Genomic DNA, 20,207 nt, shown 5'->3' with positions numbered 1-20,207 from the left:
CGACGTCGACCACGGCCGCCTCGTCGAGACGTGGCTCCCGGGTCCGGGGCGGGCGGGCGCCGAGCCCTGGGGCCTCGCGGCGGCCGGTACCCGCACGACGACCAGGGCGACCGGCTCGTGGGCCGACTCACCGCCGTGGCCTGGTGCGACGCCTGAGCGCGGACGCGGGGTGGGTCGGACAGCGGCACGCCCGGCGGTTCCAGGCGCGCGTGTTCGGGCTGGCACCGCGGGCCGCCCCTCGGCCCATCCCGCCCCCGGCGTTCGCGTCCTCCCGAGGACCCACCGCCATCGCACGGCTCCCCGTCCCGGAGGCATCGGACGGCGACGGGGTCGCGCTCCACACCCGCCCCCGCCACGACGCCACCCGCCAGGGCCGCTCACCGGTCGGGCGGCCGTGGACCGGACGTCGCGCCGTCTACCGAGCGCTCCCCTCCACCACGTCCCGTGGCACGCCCCGCCGAGTGGGAGGGACCGGCGGCAGGGCGTCCTCCAGCTGGTCGACGACCTTGCCCACCATCACCCACCCCTCGCCCAGCTCGGCCCGCCCTGGCAGGCTCCCCGACGACAGCGTTTGCCCGCCGGGGTGGGTCCGTTCACCCAGGCACCCGAGGATGGTGCCCGCGTCCAGGTCCAGCCAGCCCTGGTGCCGGCAGGCCGAGACCAACATGGTCAGGTCGTGGTCCCCGACGGGCACGTGCGGTGGTGGGACGCCGAGGTCGGGCAACGCACCCCGGTCGTCCAAAACGACCTGCAACAGCGCGGCCAACAGCCGGCGGAGACCGACCAGGGCCAGTTCGGTCGCTCCGACGCTCTCGCAGAGCTGGACCTCCCGGAACCGCCGCCGCAGCAGCGCCGAGGCGTCCCGATCACCGGTGAGGCCCGCCATCCGCTCCCCCAGCGGGTCGGAGAGGGCCTGGAGCACCGAGGGCCCGGGGCACTCGGCCGCCCCCGGCAGCCCCCGCGCCGCCACCGTCGTGGGCGCCGGCTCCAACACGCGGTCGATCATCGACCGCAGTTCCGCCGCCGCGAGCAGGACGGCCCGTTGCTGACGCGGCGAACACGGGGTGCCGGCCTCGCCGGCGGTGTTCCACCGCCCCTCGTCCGCCCCGCGCCCCTGCCCCGCGCGATCGATGTCCGACGACCGCGCCTTCTCGACCGGTTCCCGTGCCGTCATCAGCCTCAGTCCTCCGAGCTCGCGTCCGTCGCGGCGGATCCGATCCTCCGCCATTCTCCGACCTTCGCCGCCACGTCGCGTCCGCCGTCCGGGCAGGTCCCCCGGGCGAACGGGTGGCGGTGGCCCCGCGTCCCGCACCCGGGACGAACGGGTGGGCCCCGCCTCACGAGGGGGCGGCAGCGGACATCGGGTCCGCGCCGCCTGACCGCGAACCGGTGTCGCGCGACGCCAGCGCGCACCCGAGGCTCACGAGCGCGACGCACACCAGGTACGCGCCCACCGCCCCACTCCCGATCGACGCCTGGAGCCGCACCGCGATCAGCGGGGTGAGAGCACCACCGAGGACGCCACCCAGGCTGTAGGCGAGCGCGGCTCCGGTGTAGCGGTGCGTCGCGTCGAACAGCTCGGGCAGGTGGGCGCCCATCGGGCCGTACCCCAGTCCCATCGCCAGCAACGCGCCGACCAACGCGAGCGCGACGAGGGTCGGGTCGGCCGTGTCGAAGAGCGGGAAGAACACCAGGGCCCACCCGGCGCTCACCACGCAGGCGCAGACCAGGACGGGCCTCCGCCCCCAGCGGTCCGACGCCAGGGCGGCGAGGGCCGTCATGATCGCCAGACCCGCCACCGCCGCCATCGTCAACGCCAGGAGGAGCCCCCGGTCCATCCCGAGGACCGAGGTCCCGTAGCTGAGGCAGTACGCCGTGGCGAGGTAGAACAGCGTGTACTGCACCACCATCACCCCCGCCCCCAGCAGGAGCTGGCGCGGTTGCCCCCGCAACAGCGCCCCCAGCGGGGACCTCCGCGCGGGAACGGCCGCGCGCCGGAACGTCGGCGGCTCGGGGATGCGGAGCCGGACGTACAGTCCGACCAGGACCAGGACCGCGCTGACCAGGAACGGGACCCGCCATCCCCACGTCACGAAGGCGGAGGGGGCCAGGACGCCGTCCAGCACGAGGAAGGCGGCGTTGGCGAGGAGGAAACCCGCCGGCGGCCCCAGCTGGGTGAACAGGGCGTACCGCCCGCGCCGTCCGGGAGGGGCGTGTTCGGTCGCCAGCAGGGCGGCACCGCCCCACTCGCCGCCCACTCCCAGCCCCTGGACGAAGCGGAGGAGGACCAGCAGTGCCGGCGCCACCACGCCCAGCTCGGCGTAGCCGGGGAGCAGACCGATGGCCAGCGTCGCTGCTCCCATCACCACCAGCGACGCCACGAGGGTGTTCCGGCGCCCAAGCCGGTCCCCGAGGTGTCCGAACAGGACAGCGCCCAGTGGACGGGCGAGGAACGCCACCGCGAAGGTCGAGAAGGACGCCAACGTGCCGGCGACCGGATCGAGGGCGGGGAAGAACACCTGGTCCAGCACCAGGGCGGCGGCGAGGCCGTACGCGTAGAAGTCGAAGAACTCGAGGGCGGTGCCCACGAAACTGGCGGCGGCCAGCCTGGCGGCGGGCGGCCGGCCGGCGCCGGGATGAGCGCCCGCGCCCCCGGTGGTGGTCTCCGCGATGTCCATCTCGCCACGACGTTATCCAGCGGGGGACCACCGCTTCCATCCGCGAACGGGTCAACCTGCCGCTCGAACGAGCGAAGATGGGCCGGAGCACGCCCCTCGAGGGGACCGGGGCAGGCCCGACCTGCTCGGCTCGCTGGCGTGGCGCCGCCCGTACGGGCGGACGCGGTCCGGGAGGTGACCCCGCGCGCTCGGTCCGGGCCGGGTGGGCGGTGTGAGGGCCGCACCGCCCGTCGACGAGGGGCGCGCCCTCGTGCCGCCGGCCTTAGCCGGTCTCCCGCCGGGGTTCGTCCAGGAAGGGCCAGGGGGCGTCCGAGGTCAGCGCGGGCAGGACCTCCTCGGTGGCGTCGGGTCGGCGCAACACGACCTGTCCGCCGTTGACCTGGACGTGATGCATCCGGCTGCCGTAGGAGACGAGGCGGCGCAAGGCCTCGCTGTAGGTCACCTGCTCTCGCTCGGCGAACCGCACGATGGCGGCCACGGTGGTGGGGTGCATCGTCAGACTGCTGTGGCTGTCACTCACGTCGGGGTCGCTTTCCGTGCCGGGGATCAGGGGCTGGTGCTGGCCAGAGCTGATCGGTAGCCGACAAGCCCCGATAGTGGTGGTGGGCGACACACTAGTGGGCAATCGCCCAGGCAGCACCTCGTGACGAACGGGACCTGATCATCGTGCTACCGATGGGGAGGGGACCTTACTCCGTGCCCCCCGCCCTGCCCGTTCAGGGGAACGGAGGGCCCCGCTGGTGCCCACTCCCCAGCCGGACCGGCGCACCCCGGCGTGCGGCGCCTCGTGTCACGCTCCCGGCAGTTCGAGGAGCGACTGGCCGGTTCCGACCGCGTGCCGCCCGACCCTCCGCAGTCCCGCCCACATCGACACCTGGTTCGCGGTGATCACGGGTTTCCCCAGCTTCCGCTCCAGGGGAGCGATCAGGTCGTAGGTGCGCACGTTCGTGCAACTGACGAAGACCGCCTCCGCCTTCGCGCCGTCCACGTCGAGGACGGCCCGCTCCACCTCGGCGTAGGTGAGGTCCCAGATCCGGTGGACCAGGCCCAGGCCCGTGCTGCCGACCACGCTGACGCCGTGCTCGGCGAGGAACCGGTGCAGCCGCTCGGTCACCTCGTCGATGTAGGGGGTCACCACCGCGACACGTCGCGCGCCCAGCGCGGCCAGCGCCTCGGCGAGGGCTCCCGAGGAGGTGACGGCGCTGGGAGCACCCGCCTCCCGCATGGTGGCCCGGAGCTCCCGTTCCCCCGCCCTGCCGTTGACGAAGCTCGCCGACGCGCAGGCGTAGACGAGTGCCTCGGGTTCGGGCACGAGCACGTCCCGCACCGCACCCCGGAGCGGTGACGGCCGGGTGAGCGCGGACGCGAGTTCGTTCGTGACCGGCATCGGCACGTAGGGCAGTCTCGTGAGGTAGAGGGACACCTCGGGCGGGGCCCAACGCCACAGCTCGCGGTCGAGCGCGAAGTCGAAGGGAGCGATGACCCCGACGCCGGCCGCCGGCGGCGACGCGGGCGCCGGTGGTGCCCACTCCGGCCAGCGCTCCCCCGCTTCCGCCGGGTGCTCGGGGCCTCCCGCCGCGCGGCACCGTCTCCGCCGCCCGTGCTCTCCCCTGGCGCGAGGGCGACCTGGGCGGGGAGGGTCGTCGCTGGCGGTCGCGGCGGTTCCGGCGCGGCGGTCCGGTGGTCGGGGGCCGTCCCACCCGCTGCCCTGGCTGTGCGCGCTCCTCGGGAGCCAGGACCTCGGCGGCCTCGGTGGTTCCGGGGGGTGCGGGCAGCGCGGCGGCGAGCCCCACGAGCGCGCGGCAACGCGCGAACTCCACCGGGGTGAACGCGATCCCGGGGCGGGTGAGGACGAACACTCCCCCGGTGGGCGCCCGGAGGCACATCCGGGTCCCGGAAACGGTGTCCGGGGCGCAGCCAGCCGGGGCCGTCGCCGAGTGGTGGGGTTCGCCGGTGGCGGCGAGGCGGGCGAGAGCGGCGGGGAGCGTTCCCCGGTCCGCCAGCAGACCCGTCGCCACGGTGAGCACCCGGGTGGTGGTGTCCGCGAGGTCGTGGACGTCGGCGACCGCGAGGTGGGTCCCCCCGCCCCCAGCCCGCGTGACGGCCTCGGCGAGTTCGGTCTCCGTCACCTGGTCGGGCACGGTCGCCAGGAACTCGTCCACGGCACCTCCGACCTCCGGGTGCACCTGCATCGAACGGATGTTCACCTCGAGTTGGGCGAGATGGGCGGTCAGGAGGGCGAGGCCGCCGGGAGCGTCGTCGACGCGGGTCCGGATGCGCCAGAGGCGACCGGCCGGCGCGAGGGGACCGTCCTCGACCGGGCACGTCCCGCCGGGCACGTCCTCGACCACCGGGTTCGACTCGACGCCGCCGGGCCCGGCGGCGGGGGCACCGGCCGGCGCGGAACCCGTGACGTCCGCCCTGCGGTGCGTCCACCAGCGGTGGACGAGTGCCGCGACGACGAGGAGAACACCGAAGGCGACGAGCAGGCCGGCGCCGAACTCCAGGTGACCGACTCCGGTGGCCAGCAGGTGGACGGCGCCCGCGGCGAGGAACAGGGCCGCCAGCTCCACCACTTCCGCCACCCAGCCCCGCCAGCTCCCGGTCGGGCCGTGCGCCCGGTGGCAGGGGCCGGCCACACCGCTCACGCCGTCGCCCGACACCGGACCCGTGGTCGATTCGCTCATGGCGCCAGCGTGGGCGCGGTTTGTTGCGCCACGGGTGTGCCGCCGTGACGCGGCCGTGACGGGCTCTGTCCAACCGGGTGATCCTGGCGCGAGGAGGCACGTTTTGGCACCACGACCGCCGGGAAGCCGACAGGCACAGCGGGGGCGGTGGGCACGGCACCGCTCCGCACCGAGATCGGAGGAGGGACAGTGGCAGCCGAGTTGACAGGGCAGAAGATCGCGTTCCTGGTGGCGCCGGAAGGCGTGGAACAGGTGGAACTCACCGAACCGTGGGAGGCCGTGCGGTCGGCTGGGGGTCAGCCCGAACTGGTGTCGACCCAGCAGGGCACCATCCAGGGCTTCAACCACCTGGACAAGGGGGACACCTTCCCGGTCGACCGGGTGGTCGACGACGTGAGCAGCGCCGACTACGACGCCCTGGTCCTGCCCGGCGGGGTCGCCAATCCCGACTTCCTGCGGACCCATGCCGGGGCCGTCGCCTTCACCAGGCAGTTCTTCTCGGAGGGCAAGCCGGTGGGCGCGATCTGCCACGCACCCTGGACGCTGATCGAGGCCGACGTCGTGCGTGGTCGAACGGTGACGTCCTGGCCGAGCCTCCAGACCGACCTGCGCAATGCCGGTGCCACCTGGGTGGACCAGGAGGTGGTCACCGACCAGGGTCTGGTCACCAGCCGGAAGCCCGACGACCTCCCCGCGTTCTCGGCGAAGATCGTGGAGGAGTTCGCCGAGGGCAGGCACGAGGGTCAGCGACGGAGCGTCTGACCCGAACCGCCGTCGGGACCGGGGGCACGGAGCGCCACGCCCGTCCCGGTTCCGGCGCTCGGCGCCGCGCGGTGGCGCCGGAAGGAGGCCCGAGCGATGTCGGTGAGCATCTCGGGAGAGGGCACCTCGGAAGACGTGTGGCGCGGGTGGGCCGCGCCACGGGAGTGGCCGGAACTGGACCTCGAGGCGGCGGGCGTCGCGCTCACACCGGTGGTGGTGGCCCCGCACCCCGACGACGAGGTGTTCGGGGTGGGTGGCGTGATGACGGTGCTGGGCGGTGCGCAGGTCGTGGCCGTCACCGACGGCGACGCGGCACACCCCGGGGCTGGGGCCTACTCCCCGGCGCAACTCGCGATCATGCGGCGATTCGAGAGCGCGCAGGCCCTGCGGAGGCTGGGGCTGCGGGACAGCGCGGTGCGCACCCTGGGGCAGCTGGACGGCGCGGTGGACGAGAAGAGCCTGACCAAGGAACTGGAGGGCCTGCTCCGTCCCGGGCAGTGGTGCTTCGCCACCTGGCGGGGGGATGGTCACCCGGACCACGAGGCCGTCGGCCGCGCGAGCGCGGAGGCCTGTGAACGCACCGGGGCGCGCCTGTGGGAGTACCCGATCTGGATGTGGCACTGGGCCAGCCCCGACGACCCGCGCGTCCCGTGGCACCGGGCACGGCGGATCACGCTCCGCACCGGTGTGGTGGAGGCCAAGCGGCACGCGGCCGCCGCCTACGAGAGCCAGCTGAGACCCCTCGATCCGGGCGCAGCCGCCCCGGCGCTCGCCCCCACGATGGTCGAACGCCTGCTGCGGAACTACGAGGTCGTCTTCGGGTGAACGGGCGGGTCGTGCGCCGGAGGAGCCCGGGTGCTCGACCGTGCGCGCGGAGCCTGACCGTTCGTGTGCCGGAGCGGCGAGCGGGAGGGGTGGGGCCGGGCGCTGGTAGCTGGTAGCTGGTAGCTGGTAGCTGGTAGCTGGTAGCTGGTGGGAGCCTCGGCAGTCGTGAGGAACGGCGCTCACCGTGACGGGACGGAAACGGGCCGCACCCGCCATTCGGCGGTCCATCCCTGCCATTCGGGGGTTCGCCCGTTTATTCGGTCGCGGTGGATGGATGAAACACGCACGGCGCGTGACTGGATTTCCACCCGCAATTCACACGGGTGGCGGGGTATGCCCCCGAAAGGGACGGTATATCCGCTCCGGGCACCGGCCGCCGCGCTCCCGGGGCGTTACCAACGCGCCCCGTTCCGCACCCCAGGACGGGAGAGCGGCCCCCGGGGGCGTGGGGCCCGGACGCGGAGCCGGCGGCGCCCCTCGTCCGGTGGGACGCCGAACGCTCCCCACCGGCCCACCGACGGCAAAACACCTGACGGAGGACCGGTTCGGGCCGCGGGGCGCGCCGCCGCGGGTGGAGCGGGCGGCGCACCGGCCGCGGGTCGTCGACGCCCCGCGGCCCGTGACGCACGGCGGCCTCAGACGCGGGGAGTCACCCCACGCATGACGTCCCCACCGCGATCCAGGTCGTGCAGGAATCTGACGAACCACCTCTTGAAAGCACGCATCGCCGTCGCACCCCAATCCTTGTGTAATACCGTAAGTGAGCGGAAAGCCCCGGTGGCTCCCGCAGGACCGGGATGGGTGCCGAACGCATCAACAACCAGCCCACCCGTGGGTCGCCACAGACCCCCTCCGTATTACAGGGTTCCGAGAATTTTTCATCCCGTGCCGTCCCACGTCTCCTCCTGGTACCTGCCCCCGGGGTTCCAGAGCAGGTAACCGGGGGCCTTGGCCTCCTCGGCGGCTCGGATCTGGGCACGGACCTCGTCCGGCCCGAAGTCGGCCCCCACCGAGAAGTCCTGGAGCCACGGCACGACCTGGGCCCCGGATCCCGCCAGCAGTCGGACGACGTCAGCGAGCGCTCGGCTGGTGATCTCGTGGGGCTGCGATTCGGGCCGCGCGATCCCGTACTCCCCCGGGCCCCAGCTCGAGGGGAACAGGATCGGCGCGACGAAGTCGACCTGGCCGCCGATCGCGGGGATGTCCTGGGCCACCTCCGTGGGGCGGGTGGCCGCCACCCCGTGCACGGTGGCTCCCACGTACGCGCCGTAGGGCCGCACCGCGTTCCTGGCGTCGCGGAGGAACTCGGCCACCCCCTGTTCCGGGGAGCCCGCGAGCCCGGGGAACCACAGGAGGTCGAGAGCGCCGTGCGGGCGGCGCACCTCGTCGAACACGACGTCGTCGAATCCGAGCTCGGCCGCCTCCACCGCGAGGTCGATGTTGTACTGCCGCACCTCGGGGTTCGCGAAGTTCGTGTACACCGGCCCGCCGTAGCCGGCGCCCCAGGCCGTCCCGTCCCGGGAGCGCACCACCCGGTCCGGTTCTCCCCGCTCCCAGGACCACCCGGCGAGCACCGGGTCGCGGAACGTCACGATCCTCCCCGCCACGCGCACGCCGGCAGCGTGCAGCAGGTCCAGGGTGTTGGCGACGTCGTAGCGTTCCCGCACGGCGCCGATCTCCCGAGCGAGCGGAACGCCAGTCGCGTGGGCGACCCACCCGTACTCGTCCTTCACGTCCAGCTGGACGGTGTCGATCCACCCCTCCTCCGCCAGGCGCAGGATCTCGTCGCGGACCGGGGCGCGGGCCCAGGCCGACGCTCCGACGTGCACCGCCCGGCCAGCCGGGTACCGCACGTCGACCACGACCCGTCGTTCGGTGACGTGACCGGTGACCCCTCGGGCGACGACCTCGATGGCGGGAGGTGGGGCCGGGAAGTCGACGGCGAAGGTCCCGTCCGCCGCCAGCGCGACCGGTAGGCGTTGCACGGTGAGCGCGGTGGCCCCGCTGACCCTGCCGGTGAGGGTGAACGGTTCGGAGGGACCACCGACCTCGACCGGCTCCGGGATGCTGATCACCGGTCGCGCGATCGGCAGGAACGGGAAGGCGGGAACCGGCATGGCCGTGAGAGCCGCCGCGTCGACCGTGGTCGGTCGGTCGCTCGCCGTTCCGTGCCCGTTCGCCTCCACGTCGTTCGTCGACGGGGGGCGCCACTCGTCGCCCCACGGCCAGTCGGGCGGGAGCTCCGGGCTCCCTGTCCAGGCCGAGCCCTCGCTCTCGGTACCCGGGGCGGTCAGGTCGTCGGGTCCGGCACCGCCGTCCGGTTCGGAGGGGGCCGGGGGCTCGGGGGCCGCGGGCTCGGGGGCCGCGGGCGGCCCCGGGAGCGTGGATGCGGAGCCGGCGCCCGCGCTGTGGGAGGACATGACGGCGGGCGGGGTGCGAACCGTGGTCGCTCCCGGGGCCGTTCCCGTGCCCGCGAGCGCGGCCTGAACCAAGGCCGCGACGAGCGCCACCCGGGTGGCCCCGACTCCGCGCGCCCACCCGGTGGCGTGACCCCTGCCGGGGGAAGCAGTGCGACGACGAAACATGACGACCCCGCTGCCGACAGTGACCGGACGAGCCCGAGGCTAGCCGGAGTGCTCGCAGCGCGCAGCGCGGAGGAGTGGGCTTCTGAACTGCGCTTTCCGCGCGAGTGTCGTGGTTCCGGGCCTCGTCGGTGTGGAGGCGACAGCCCTGCGGCCGGCAGCCCGGAGCGACAGGGCAGGACAGGGGCGCCTCGACCGAGCGATCACCACTGGTGATCACCACGTGCGTAGTGCACCTGAATGATCAAATGTCAATCACCCGACAGAGAGCCTCGTTACCTCACTGTCTGGCTTCGTGGCGCCACGCTCCGAACAGGTCTCCTGGTCGTGGTGGTGACACCGCCCGTGACGACCCGCCCGACGAGCCCCGCCGCGCGCCCGATCGAACACCCGGACCAGGGGCGAAAGCCGCAGGAGAGTTGCATCCGGCCTGTCGCTGCGGGAGTCTTCGACTGTGAGTGAGGAAACCATCCGACTCGACCTTGACGACGCGGGCGTGGCCACCGGACTTCCGCGTCCGTTTGACACCAGGGACCAGGTTCAGGGAGTTCCCTACCGTCCGGTGCAGTTCCGCGACGACGATCTGCCCTCGGCACTGGAACGGTCCGCGGCCTGGCTGCGGCAGACCCAGGAGTGGCTGGGCGAACCGGTGGACGTCATCGCCGTCCACCTCGACTACGACGACAGCGAGGGCGCGCCCTACTACGACCTCAAGTTGTTGTGCAACGAGGAGGACCTGGCGGGTGCGCCACTGGCCCTCCGGACCAGAGAACAGCGACCGAGCAACTAGGCGGCCGGCGGACAGCAGGAGCCGGGGCGGATCGACCGCCCCGGCTCCGTTCGTGTCCGGGCCCGCTCCTCAGGACGCGGGTGCGGCGCTCACTCCCACTCGACGGTCGCCGGGGGCTTGCTGCTGATGTCGTAGACGACCCGGTTGACGCCGGGGACCTCGTTCACGATCCGGTTGCTGACCCTGGCGAGGAAGTCGTAGGGCAGCCGGGACCAGTCGGCCGTCATCCAGTCCTCGGTGTCGACGGCGCGCAGGGCGACGACGTCCTCGTAGGTGCGGAAGTCGCCCAGCACGCCCACGCTCTTGTCCGAGGTGAGCACGACCAGGGCCTGCGCCGTCTGCTGGTACAGGCCCGCGGACCGCAGCTCGGAGATGAAGATCTCGTCGGACCGGCGCAGCCGCTCCAACCGCTCCGGGGTGACGGCGCCGGTCATGCGGACCGCCAGGCCGGGGCCCGGGAAGGGATGCCGGTCGACGATCTGCTCGGGGAGACCGAGGACCCGGCCCGCCGCGCGCACCTCGTCCTTGAAGAGGAAGGACAGCGGGTCGAGCAGCTCCAGCTTCATCGTGTCGGGGAGGCCGCCCACGTTGTGGTGGGTCTTGATCTTCGTAGCGGCCGCCGAGTGCCGGCCCGAGTCGCCGGCGCTCTCGATGACGTCCGGGTAGGTCGTCCCCTGGATGAAGTAGTCAGCCCCCTCAAGGCTCGGGGCGACCTCCTCGAAGACCTCCATGAAGCAGCGGCCGATCCGGCGGCGCTTCTCCTCCGGGTCGGTGACCCCGTCGAGCGCCTCGAGGAACTTCTGGGAGGCGTCGACCTTGAGCACCTTCATGTCGAGGTGTTCGGCGAACACCGCCATGCACTGGTCGGCCTCGTTCTGCCTCAGCAGGCCGTTGTCCACGAAGACGCACGTCAACTGGTCGCCCACCGCACGGGCGGCCAGCGCCGCGGCCACCCCGGAGTCCACTCCACCGGACAGGGCGCAGATCGCGCGCCGGTCACCGATGCGCTCGCGCAGCCACTCCACGGTCTCGTCGACGAAGGAGGTGGTCGACCACTGCTCGACGCAGCCGCAGATCCGCCGGACGAAGTTCTCCAGGATCGTGCGACCGAGCGGGGTGTGGGCCACCTCCGGGTGGAACTGCACGCCCCAGTAACGCGCGCCGTCGCTCATCGCGGCGATCAGCCCACCCTCGCTGCGGGCGACAACCCGGTGACCCGGCGGGGGCTCGAGGATGTGGTCGGTGTGGCTCATCCACACCTCCAGCGACTCGCCGATCCCATCGAAGAGGAGGTTGTCCTCCAACACCTTGACCGTCGAGCGGCCGAACTCACGCCGCTCCGCCGCCTCGACGCGACCGTCCTGGTGGTAGGCGATGAGCTGCGCGCCGTAGCAGATGCCGAGGACCGGCACCCCTGCCGACCGGACGGCCTCGCTCAGGCCGGGAGCACCGGCGTCGTAGACGCTCTGCGGCCCACCGGAGAGGATGATTCCCTTCGGGGCCAGCTCGGCGATACGCTCCTTCGAGCTGTCCGCCGGCAGCAACTCGCAGTACACACCCAGTTCGCGCAGGCGGCGCGCGATCAACAGGCTGTACTGGGATCCGAAGTCGAGGACGACGACGGCCTCGTTCACTGAGGCGGACGGGCGGTTGTAGGCCAGCGACCGCTGGGCACCAAGACCCGATTGCATTCCAACTCCTGCTACTCGGCAAACCCGCTAACGGCCCTGCTCCTGAACCGGTGGCAACGGTAGCACTCCGCAGTGGGCCGTCCGGCGGGGTCAGCGGTGCCCCTCCGCCCCACCGCTCCGACGGCCCTGGTCCCCTTTCGCCAGGGCACGGGGCGGCTGGTCCGACCTCCCGCCGCGTTCGACGGCCACCGGCATGACGAGCGGGTGAGGCAGGTTACCGCCCGGGAATGCTCACACCCCGCTCCGGGTGCGGACCGGCCGACAGCCGGCGGCCCCGGTGCCGTGGCGGCCGCGGTTCCGCCCGATCGCCCCGGGGATCCCGCTACCAGCGGTGCCCCGTGACCTCGCCACCTCCGACCAGTAGCCGCCGGGCCGACGCGTCGGCGGGAGGGCCGGCGGGTGTCCTCCGGTCCACCGTCGCCCTCCTCGTCCCGGACCTCAGAGCAGGCCGAGCAGGAGACCGCCGCCGACGACGAGCGCGGAGAGGTTGATGAGGAGGAACACCACGATCCACATCAACGGGCCCGCGGCGGTGAGCCGGGCGAGCTGGTGCGCGTCGGAGTCGCGGGTGTCCGGGCGGTTGCGCATCCTCCCGAGCTCCCGCACGGGGCGCACACCGGCGAACAGCAGGAACCATGCGAACAGGAGACCGAACGCCTCCTGGACCTCGACGGCGGCGAACCAGGCGACCAGGAAGATGACCGCCCCGGTCAGCAGTACCGAGAGCACGCCGAACGGGTTGCGGATGGCGAGCAGCATCGCGGCCAGCACGACGACGGAGCCGATCAGCAGCCCCCGGGTCATCCCGTTGGTGACGAGGTAGGCGGCGAGCAGCCCCAGGAGGGACGGTGCCGGGTACCCGGCCACGAGGGTGGCGATCATGCCCGGCCCTCGGGGCCGTCCCACCGACACCGTCACGCCCGAGGTGTCGGAGTGCAACCTGATCCCGGCGAGCCGTCGACCGGTCAGCAGCGCCACGATCGCGTGACCGCCCTCGTGGACGATGGTCACGACGTTGCGGAGGAGGCGCCAACTCCCCCGGTGCAGGACGCTGGCCAACGCGACCAGTCCGGCGGCGGCGACGAGCGCCATCCCGGATTCGACGGTTCGCTCGAGAAGTAGGTCCACCGACGCTCCAGCTTCCACATGCGGCATCCGCGCTCCCCAACCGGAGCCGTCCCAAGATTCCATACGCCGCCACGTCGGCGGTCCGGGGTGGGACCGGGGGCCGGGGGGACGGCCGCGGTGCTCCGACCGACATCGCACGGTACGCGCGGGGGACGGCTACGCGGTGGTCCACGACCCGGCTGGGCGCTGACCCGGAGCCGCCGGGGGCGCGGGACGGCGGACCGGGCGGGCCGGCCCGCCCCGGGACGGCCCCCCTGCCCGACCACGTCCGGTACCCGAGGAGCGCGGAGGGCACGGGCTGGCGCCACCCCGCCGACAACTCTCCGCGACGACGGGCACACGGCAGGTTACCGGAGGGTGACCGGCGGACCAAATCCCTTAGACATCCCTGAGATGACCCTGAAATGGCGGACGGGCGATTGATTCGCCCGCCGCCGATGTGTCACTGTCCTGCTGCGACCACGACCAGCAGACCCCGACGGGAACAGCGGCCGTCTACCCTGCTCCCGACAGCGGCGCAAAGCGGCGCCCGCCTACCCACGCGACGTCACGCCGACGGCTCCCGGGGCAGGTGCGGAACGGCAGGGGTCCCACGTCGTCCTCGCCGTGGCCCACGGTCGCCCGACCGCAGGCTCTACCGAGACGACCCGCGCACCGAGGGGATCATGGACAGTTCCCAACCAGGCAACCCGACCGGCACCACTCGACCGACGCCGCGCCCCGCCCGGCCGCGGCCGGTGCCCAAGCCGGTTCGCCGCCTGCGTCCGGAGGCCAAACCGGCTCCGGTGCGGGTCATGCACTTCAGCGACACCAACCTCCCGCGACGCGACGGCATCGTCACCTCCACGCGCACGCTGCTCGGAAGTCTCGTCGACCAGGGCCACCAGAGCGTGCTCGTCGTACCCCACCACCCGTCCCAGGGTTTGGAACGCGGTGTGCTGACCCTGGACTCGGTTCCCTGCGGTGTCGCGGCCCTGCGGCTGGTGCTGCCGAGAGCGGCGCACGTGGACCAGCTGGCCGGCTGGGCACCGGACGTCGTCCACGTCCACACCCCCGGCCCGGCCGGGCTGTTGGGGATCATGACGGCCCGCAGGTTGGGTGTGCCGGTGGTGCACACCTACCACACGGACCTGCACGCCTACGCCGAGGCGTACCGGGCGCCGAGCGCCGCGCTCCGGTTGATGCTGCGGATGTACGCGCGGAGGCTGGACCGCCCCGTCCCCAAGGTGGGGCGTGGCCGGAACGCCAAGCGGGCGCTGATCGACGCCGTGAACGAGCTGCTGCTCGAGGACGCCGGTGCCGTCGTCGTCCCCACTCCGGCCATCCTGGAGCGCACGACCCTGTCGGTACCGGAGGACCGGATGTTCGTGGCGCCCGCCGCCGTGAGCAGGCCGTCCCTCGACGCGGACGCCGCTGCCGACTTCCGGCGGCGGTGGAGCATTCCCGAGCGCGCTCCGGTGGTGCTCTTCGTGGGCAGGGTGAACCGGGAGAAGGGCGTCGACCTGCTGGTGCCGGCCTTCGAGCGCGTGGCGGCGGAGCTGCCCGACGCGCGCCTGGTCCTGGTGGGCGCGGTGTACCAGAAGCGCGAACTACGTCGGATGTTGAAGCGGCATGGCATCGCGGACCGCACGCACGTGCTCGGTGAGCAGCCGGCGGACGAGGTCGCCGCCGCCTACGCGGCCTGCGACGTGTTCGCCTTCCCCTCCCAGAGCGACACCCAGGGCCTGGTCCTCCAGGAGGCCGCGCTCGCTGGCCGGCCGGCCGTTCTGGTCGACCCCGCGCTGCACACCTCCAACGCGGTCGCCAATGCCTTCGAACTGACCGAGCCGTCCCCGGACGCCTTCGCCGACCGGACCGTGGACCTGCTCCGAGCGCCGGAGCGGTCCGCCGCCATCGGGGCGCGGGCCAGGGAGCGGGCGGCAGCGCACACGACGGCCAGCTACGCCTCGACGATGGTGGACATCTACCGGCACGTCCTCGCCGACTGACCGGGTGGAGTGGGGAGTTCGTGACCGTGGCGAGCCGTGATCGCCCTCGCCGGGCGGTCGGCCCCGGGCCGACCGTCCGGTTCGGGGCTGGTGGCTCGACGGGGGACCCTCAGATGCGCTCGCCGGCCTTCAGCCGGGTGGTCACCTTCCGCTCGGCGACGAAGGAGAAGAAGGGGACGGTGCCGGCGAGGAGGACGAGCACGGTCCCCTTGATGGACCACCGGCACTTCATCGCGAGATCGAAGGCGAACACCAGGTAGACCATGTAGGCGAACCCGTGCACCGGCCCGATGATGGTCATCACCAGGTCGTGTTCCGCGAGGTAGCGGAGGGGCATCGCCACGAGCACGAGGATCAACAGGCAGACCCCGGTCACGAAGGCGAGGACCCTGAACCGGGTCAGCGCGCCCATCGGGACGGTGAAGGTCTGCGGCTGCTTGTCCACCGAGGTCACGTCGCCTCCATCTGGGCAGGGGAGCCCGGTCGTTCGTCCGCTCGACGCAGGGCCGCCAGGTACTCGTTGTACTCGGTCAGCCCGGCCTCGTGGTCCTGTGCTGGTCGGTCGTTCTCGTGCGTGCGTGGTTCGGAGCCGGATCGGAGCCTGGCGAGCTGCGCCTCGGCGGCGGCGGCCCTCGCCGAGACGCGGGGCGACGGGGCCGTGCCCTCGGCCTCGTCGGCCCGTTCACCGCCGTCCTCGAGGACCACTGGGAGCTGGGGCGACGCCGGGTCGGCACGCTCGGCCTCCATGCGCAGCAGGCGCCACCACACGTACGCGGTGAAGACGCCGATGAAGGGCCAGAGCACCGTGTAACCGAGGTTCAGGCCGCGTCCGTCGATCGACTGGAACCGGTCCCACTGCCACCAGCCGAGCCGGAACGACGCCAGGACGATCACCAGGGTCAGCAGGTGCAACACCAGCCACCGAGGTCGTAGCAGCAGGTCACGCACGCCTGGACGCTAGCACTCCGGTCGGGTGCCGGTGCGAGCCGGTATGCGCCAGTCGTGGTCCGGGTCGCCCCGGGAGTGCTGGGGCGACGACCAGGGGACGCGCCGACGACACGGTGATGGGTGAACACCGCCGGAAGGCCGGTCCCAGCTCGTCCGGGACGGGTGGGGTGGGCGTTCGGCGCGCGGACGGCGAACGGCCCGGTCCCCCCTTCCGGGAGAACCGGGCCGCCGGTCCGCTGGCGCTACCTGTCAGAGCGAGATCCCCCGCTCCGCCAGCCAGGGCTGCGGGTCGATCTTCTGTCCGTTGACGTGCACCTCGAAGTGCAGGTGCGGGCCGGTGGACTGACCACGGTTGCCCATGGTCGCGATCTGCTCGCCGACACCCACCCGCTGGCCGACGCTGACCAGGGACTGGTCGATGTGGCCGTAGACGGTGATGGTCCCGTCGTCGTGCTGCACCCGGACCCACAGGCCGAAGCCACTGGCCGGCCCGGAGCTGATCACCGTGCCGGAGGTGGTGGAGTAGATCGGGGTTCCGATCGAGTTGGCGATGTCGACACCGTAGTGCGTGGTGCCCCACCGGGCGCCGAAGCCGGAGGTGAAACGCCCCTCGGCCGGCTTGACGAACTGGACGTTCGCCGCGGCCTGCTCGGCAGCAGCCTGCTCAGCCGCAGCCTGCTCAGCCGCAGCCTGCTCAGCCGCAGCCTGCTCAGCCGCGGCCTGCTCAGCCGCGGCCTGCTCAGCCGCGGCCTGCTCGGCGGCGGCCTGCTCGGCAGCAGCCTGCTCAGCAGCGGCCTGCTCAGCAGCGGCCTGCTCAGCCGCAGCCTGCTCGACGGCGGCCTGCTCAGCCGCAGCCTGCTCGGCAGCGGCCTGCTCGGCAGCAGCCTGCTCAGCCGCCCGGCGCTCGACGGCCTCCTGGGCCGCCTGTTCGGCGGCGGCCAGCTTGGCCTGGAGTTCCTCGTTCTTCTGGAGCTTGGCGGCTTCCTCCTGCTGGTCGACCTGCCGATGGATCGGCAGGACCTCCAGCGCGGGCAGCCGGCCGTCGGTGTCAACGCCGGAGTCGCCGAGGGCGACGCCGGAGCCTGCCACCAGCGGGCCTCCCGCGAGGAAGAACGCCCCGGCCAACGCGCCCGCTACCGCGGACTTGTGGCCTTCCCGCAGCGGGAGCTGCGGCAGACGATGTGCTGCGCGGCCGTGACGGGAGGACCGAGCCAGTGCCTCCAGCAGAGCCGGCGAGGGATGGTGACCGCTCAGGGAGCGATGCCGAGCCATAGATGACCTTTCGTCCGTCTCGGGGGAGGCTCGGCCACTCGGACTCGGGCGGGGGATCCCGGAAGGGAGACCGATCTGTCATCCCTTGCACGTCCATACGTCGTGACCGAACCGTGACGTACTGACTGACCGTAACCAAAAAAGCAAAATCAATGCAAGTGTGGGTGACGCCGCACCCATTCACCATGATCGAAATAGCCAAATGGTCACTATGCGCGATCTCTTGCGCATTCAACCGCCAGCCGCCAGGACAAAACCGCCACCTTCGCCCGGATATTCCGCACCCCCCGACAACACCCCCGACCACCGGCGCCAGCGGCATCCGACGCCTCGGCCCGCGACCCTCGGGAACCACCCATCACGGCTGGCAGCGGCGTCATCCACCTCCGCCGAGGCGCCCACCCCCACAACCAGTCGGCAGCCCGAGTGACGGCGCTCACCCGAGCCCTGGACCCGCTCCGGGCACCCGCCGAACCGCCGTCTCGGGGCCCTCGGACAGCCGCCCCGAGGTGGGTGGCCCACCAGGTTGAAGCCCCTGGACCAGCAGGACCTCGGACCCACCGGGTCACGTCGTGACGGCGGCCACGACGCCCCCGGGACGCGGCCCAGTCGAGCGCTCCGCCATCAGGCACCAGCGAGCCAACCGAAGGACGGGCACCCCGCCGCCGCCCCCGCCCCCACCGCGCGGGTCACGGGGTGACGAACCGGGATCTCGCGTGGAACCGGGGACCGCCGATGAGGATCTCGGGACCGGACGATTCGCAATCCCCCATTTTCCCGCGACGCGAACACCTTCTTCTCCCCGTCCGCCACACGACGAGATCACGTGAGCCGGGAAAAGGGTCCACTGTGCTTCCGTCCATGGTGGACCGGGACACAGCCGTCCACCGATCCCCCTTTTCCCCCTTACCGAATCCCGCACGTGATCACGGACCGTGATCACCTCGCCGGTCGGGTCGGTCGGATCGGCGACGGCCGCACCATCACGGTGCCGATGGCACTCGGGTCCACCCGGCGTCGGCCGAGCGGGACCGCACGGCCCCCCACGAGGTCGTTCCCGTCCGCAGCCGCCGTCTCGTGACGCCCGCCGGGTAGCCGGAGGCCACCGTCGCCCTCCTGTCCGACGCGGACCCGTGGAGGCGGAATCCCGGGGCTGCGCGGCGGGCGCGCGGCACCCGCGCGGTTCCCACCTCCGGACGGGGTCCCCCGTGACGGCGTGTCGGGCTCCGACGCACGGACGGTAACCGGGGAATGACTCGTCCGGGGCTTTCCCATCCTGCTCGCGGCACGCGAGCATACGGGGTCATGATCACAGCGGGCCCCGGGCGACCGGCCACCGACCGGACGACCAGGCGATGGCTGCGACTCGTCGTGTGGCCCTCCTTCGCCCTGCTCGTCCTGGGTCCCGTCCTCTTCCTGTGGTTGTCCCACGACGTGGGTGAGCCGGATCGCCTCCGCCTGCGACTCGAGGCGGTCCGGGCCGCGGCCAGCGCGGCCGCGTTGACAGCGCTGTGCGGCGCCCTGGTCGGCGCGGTCCACCTCGTGGGCAGGTGGTCCGCTCAGGGCGGGCGCCCCCGGGAGGCGGCTCCGACGGTGCCCGGCTCGGCGAGGAGGGCGCCCTCTCAGCCGCACCGTCAGCGAGACGGGGAGGAGGTCGTGCTCCCCGGTCCCGACTCCTCCCGTCCGACGACGAGCAGGTTCGGGCGGATCTCCCCCCGCCCGGCGCTGGCGGACCGGCGGGCGGTCACCGAGTTGTACGGGCTCGGGGCCAACCAGCTCGGCAGCGAACGGGCGCCCGTCCGCATGGCGGGCGTGTACGCGCTGGACCAGCTGGGGCAGTGCTACCCGGACCAGCGGCAGACCGTGGTCGACGTCCTGTGCGGGTACCTGCGCATGCCGTTCGCCGTGCCGCCCCAGCTGCGGTCGGACCGGCCCTACCCCTCGGACCGGGAGCTGGCGGCGAGGGAGGAGCTCCAGGTCCGCATGGCGGTGCAACGTGTCCTGGCGAACCACCTCAGGCCGGCGGAGGACGCCTCGGGGAGGCCGGCTGCGACCTTCTGGCCCGACATCGATGTCGACCTCAGCAATGCCGTGTTGGTCGATCTGGACCTCACCGGTTGTCGACCGCGCACGGCGCGCCTCTCCGGGGCGAGGTTCTCCGGCTTCGCCTGGTTCGCCGGAGCGACCTTCGAGGGGCCCGCGTGGTTCGTCGACGCCACCTTCGACGGCCACGCCTGGTTCGAGAACTCGCGCTTCCTGTCCCCGGCCTGGTTCCTGAACGCGCGGTTCCTCGGTGAGACTCGGTTCAAGGAGTCCCGGTTCGACGGCGACGCGTGGTTCCTGCACGCCCAGTTCGCCGGTCAGACGAAGTTCACCGGCAGCGAGTTCCGCGGGGCCGCCAGGTTCGGCGGTGCCCTCTTCGCCGGTGAGGCCAGGTTCCGCGAGGTGGAGTTCCACGGGGCGGCCGAACTGCCGCAACCCGACATCGACCTCCGCGCCTCCCTGGTCCGGCGCCCCTCGGACACCACGCACCGCACCTGGCCGCCCGGCTGGCGGGTCCGGGAGACGGACTCGCTGGTGGGCAATCTCGAACTCGCCGAGGCCGCCCCGACGTCACCGGTGGGGCCTGGCCGAGTGGCGACCGGCCTGGTCGACGGTGACACCGGTGCCGAGCCCGGCTCCGGTGACCCCGGTTCGACGCCCTAGCGACCGAGGGCCGGGTCACCGCCGGCACCGGGAGGCCGGCCCACGTGGGACCGGAGATGCCCACCCGTCGCCTCGGCGTCCCGGGAGCCCGCCTCTCCCCGGCCCGAGCGTGCCCAGCGCCGGGTGGGTCGCCGAGCCGGCGGTGCCCGA

16 protein-coding genes are annotated in these 20,207 nt (G+C 72.8%); 6 read left to right on the top strand and 10 right to left on the bottom strand.

Going from position 1 to position 20,207, the window contains the following annotated elements; translation table 11 throughout:
- Positions 1–415: 415 nt before the first annotated feature.
- The 4 genes from G443_RS00870 to G443_RS00855 form a co-directional block, all read right to left on the bottom strand.
- Positions 416–1,174, bottom strand: coding sequence for a hypothetical protein (locus G443_RS00870; protein WP_155886119.1), 759 nt, complete (start codon positions 1,172–1,174; stop codon positions 416–418).
- A 163-nt stretch (positions 1,175–1,337) separates the two neighbouring features.
- Entirely contained in the window at positions 1,338–2,678 is a 1,341-nt protein-coding gene (locus tag G443_RS00865) for an MFS transporter (protein ID WP_026418731.1), read from the bottom strand.
- A 262-nt stretch (positions 2,679–2,940) separates the two neighbouring features.
- Positions 2,941–3,198 carry a hypothetical protein gene (locus G443_RS00860; RefSeq protein ID WP_026418730.1) on the bottom strand — a complete coding sequence of 86 codons (258 nt, stop codon included), beginning with the start codon at positions 3,196–3,198 and terminating at the stop codon, positions 2,941–2,943.
- Between the two features lie 270 nt (positions 3,199–3,468).
- Positions 3,469–4,158 carry a maleate cis-trans isomerase family protein gene (locus G443_RS00855; RefSeq protein ID WP_245588791.1) on the bottom strand — a complete coding sequence of 230 codons (690 nt, stop codon included), beginning with the start codon at positions 4,156–4,158 and terminating at the stop codon, positions 3,469–3,471.
- Between the two features lie 457 nt (positions 4,159–4,615).
- Between G443_RS00855 and G443_RS00850 the strand changes: the two genes are divergently transcribed.
- The 3 genes from G443_RS00850 (at position 4,616) to G443_RS00840 (ending at position 6,952) form a co-directional block, all read left to right on the top strand.
- Positions 4,616–5,413, top strand: coding sequence for a hypothetical protein (locus tag G443_RS00850; protein ID WP_253860087.1), 798 nt, complete (start codon positions 4,616–4,618; stop codon positions 5,411–5,413).
- A gap of 141 nt (positions 5,414–5,554) precedes the next feature.
- Entirely contained in the window at positions 5,555–6,127 is a 573-nt protein-coding gene (locus G443_RS00845) for a type 1 glutamine amidotransferase domain-containing protein (protein WP_026418729.1), read from the top strand.
- A 96-nt stretch (positions 6,128–6,223) separates the two neighbouring features.
- Entirely contained in the window at positions 6,224–6,952 is a 729-nt protein-coding gene (locus G443_RS00840) for a PIG-L deacetylase family protein (RefSeq protein WP_026418728.1), read from the top strand.
- A gap of 878 nt (positions 6,953–7,830) precedes the next feature.
- Here G443_RS00840 and G443_RS00835 read toward each other — a convergent pair.
- The gene (locus G443_RS00835; RefSeq protein WP_245588783.1) at positions 7,831–9,372 is read right to left on the bottom strand and encodes a putative glycoside hydrolase; all 1,542 of its coding nucleotides are present in this window, start codon (positions 9,370–9,372) and stop codon (positions 7,831–7,833) included.
- 616 nt (positions 9,373–9,988) lie between these two features.
- Between G443_RS00835 and G443_RS00830 the strand changes: the two genes are divergently transcribed.
- A complete protein-coding gene (locus G443_RS00830) occupies positions 9,989–10,324 on the top strand; it encodes a hypothetical protein (RefSeq protein ID WP_016701163.1) in 336 nt (111 codons plus the stop codon).
- An 89-nt stretch (positions 10,325–10,413) separates the two neighbouring features.
- Here the strand turns inward: G443_RS00830 and guaA are convergent, their stop codons facing one another.
- Together guaA and G443_RS00820 are read right to left on the bottom strand one after the other, a co-directional pair.
- Positions 10,414–12,015: a glutamine-hydrolyzing GMP synthase gene (gene guaA, locus G443_RS00825; protein WP_155886117.1), complete on the bottom strand. Its 1,602-nt coding sequence runs from the start codon at positions 12,013–12,015 to the stop codon at positions 10,414–10,416.
- A gap of 438 nt (positions 12,016–12,453) precedes the next feature.
- Entirely contained in the window at positions 12,454–13,143 is a 690-nt protein-coding gene (locus tag G443_RS00820) for a M50 family metallopeptidase (protein WP_308208816.1), read from the bottom strand.
- A 794-nt stretch (positions 13,144–13,937) separates the two neighbouring features.
- On the opposite strand from G443_RS00820, the gene G443_RS00815 reads away from it, so the two are divergent.
- Positions 13,938–15,131, top strand: coding sequence for a glycosyltransferase (locus G443_RS00815; protein ID WP_162147299.1), 1,194 nt, complete (start codon positions 13,938–13,940; stop codon positions 15,129–15,131).
- Positions 15,132–15,240: 109 nt separating this feature from the next.
- On the opposite strand, the gene G443_RS00810 is transcribed toward G443_RS00815, so the two are convergent.
- The 3 genes from G443_RS00810 to G443_RS00800 form a co-directional block, all read right to left on the bottom strand.
- Positions 15,241–15,585, bottom strand: coding sequence for a DUF3817 domain-containing protein (locus G443_RS00810; protein ID WP_026418723.1), 345 nt, complete (start codon positions 15,583–15,585; stop codon positions 15,241–15,243).
- Positions 15,582–16,079 carry a hypothetical protein gene (locus G443_RS00805; protein ID WP_051313926.1) on the bottom strand — a complete coding sequence of 166 codons (498 nt, stop codon included), beginning with the start codon at positions 16,077–16,079 and terminating at the stop codon, positions 15,582–15,584. Before G443_RS00805 ends, G443_RS00810 begins: the two co-directional genes overlap by 4 nt.
- 249 nt (positions 16,080–16,328) lie before the next feature.
- Complete coding sequence (locus G443_RS00800; RefSeq protein WP_245588782.1) at positions 16,329–17,168, bottom strand: M23 family metallopeptidase; 840 nt, start codon at positions 17,166–17,168, stop codon at positions 16,329–16,331.
- Positions 17,169–18,656: 1,488 nt separating this feature from the next.
- Here G443_RS00800 and G443_RS00795 point away from each other — a divergent pair.
- Positions 18,657–20,057 carry a pentapeptide repeat-containing protein gene (locus tag G443_RS00795; RefSeq protein ID WP_051313925.1) on the top strand — a complete coding sequence of 467 codons (1,401 nt, stop codon included), beginning with the start codon at positions 18,657–18,659 and terminating at the stop codon, positions 20,055–20,057.
- Positions 20,058–20,207: the final 150 nt, after the last annotated feature.

The sequence above is a fragment of the Actinoalloteichus caeruleus DSM 43889 genome, from assembly GCF_000429185.2.
GTDB classification, from domain to species: Bacteria; Actinomycetota; Actinomycetes; order Mycobacteriales; family Pseudonocardiaceae; genus Actinoalloteichus_B; species Actinoalloteichus_B caeruleus.
Note: the sequence above shows the minus strand (reverse complement) of the source record. Positions and strands in the feature narration are given on the sequence as shown.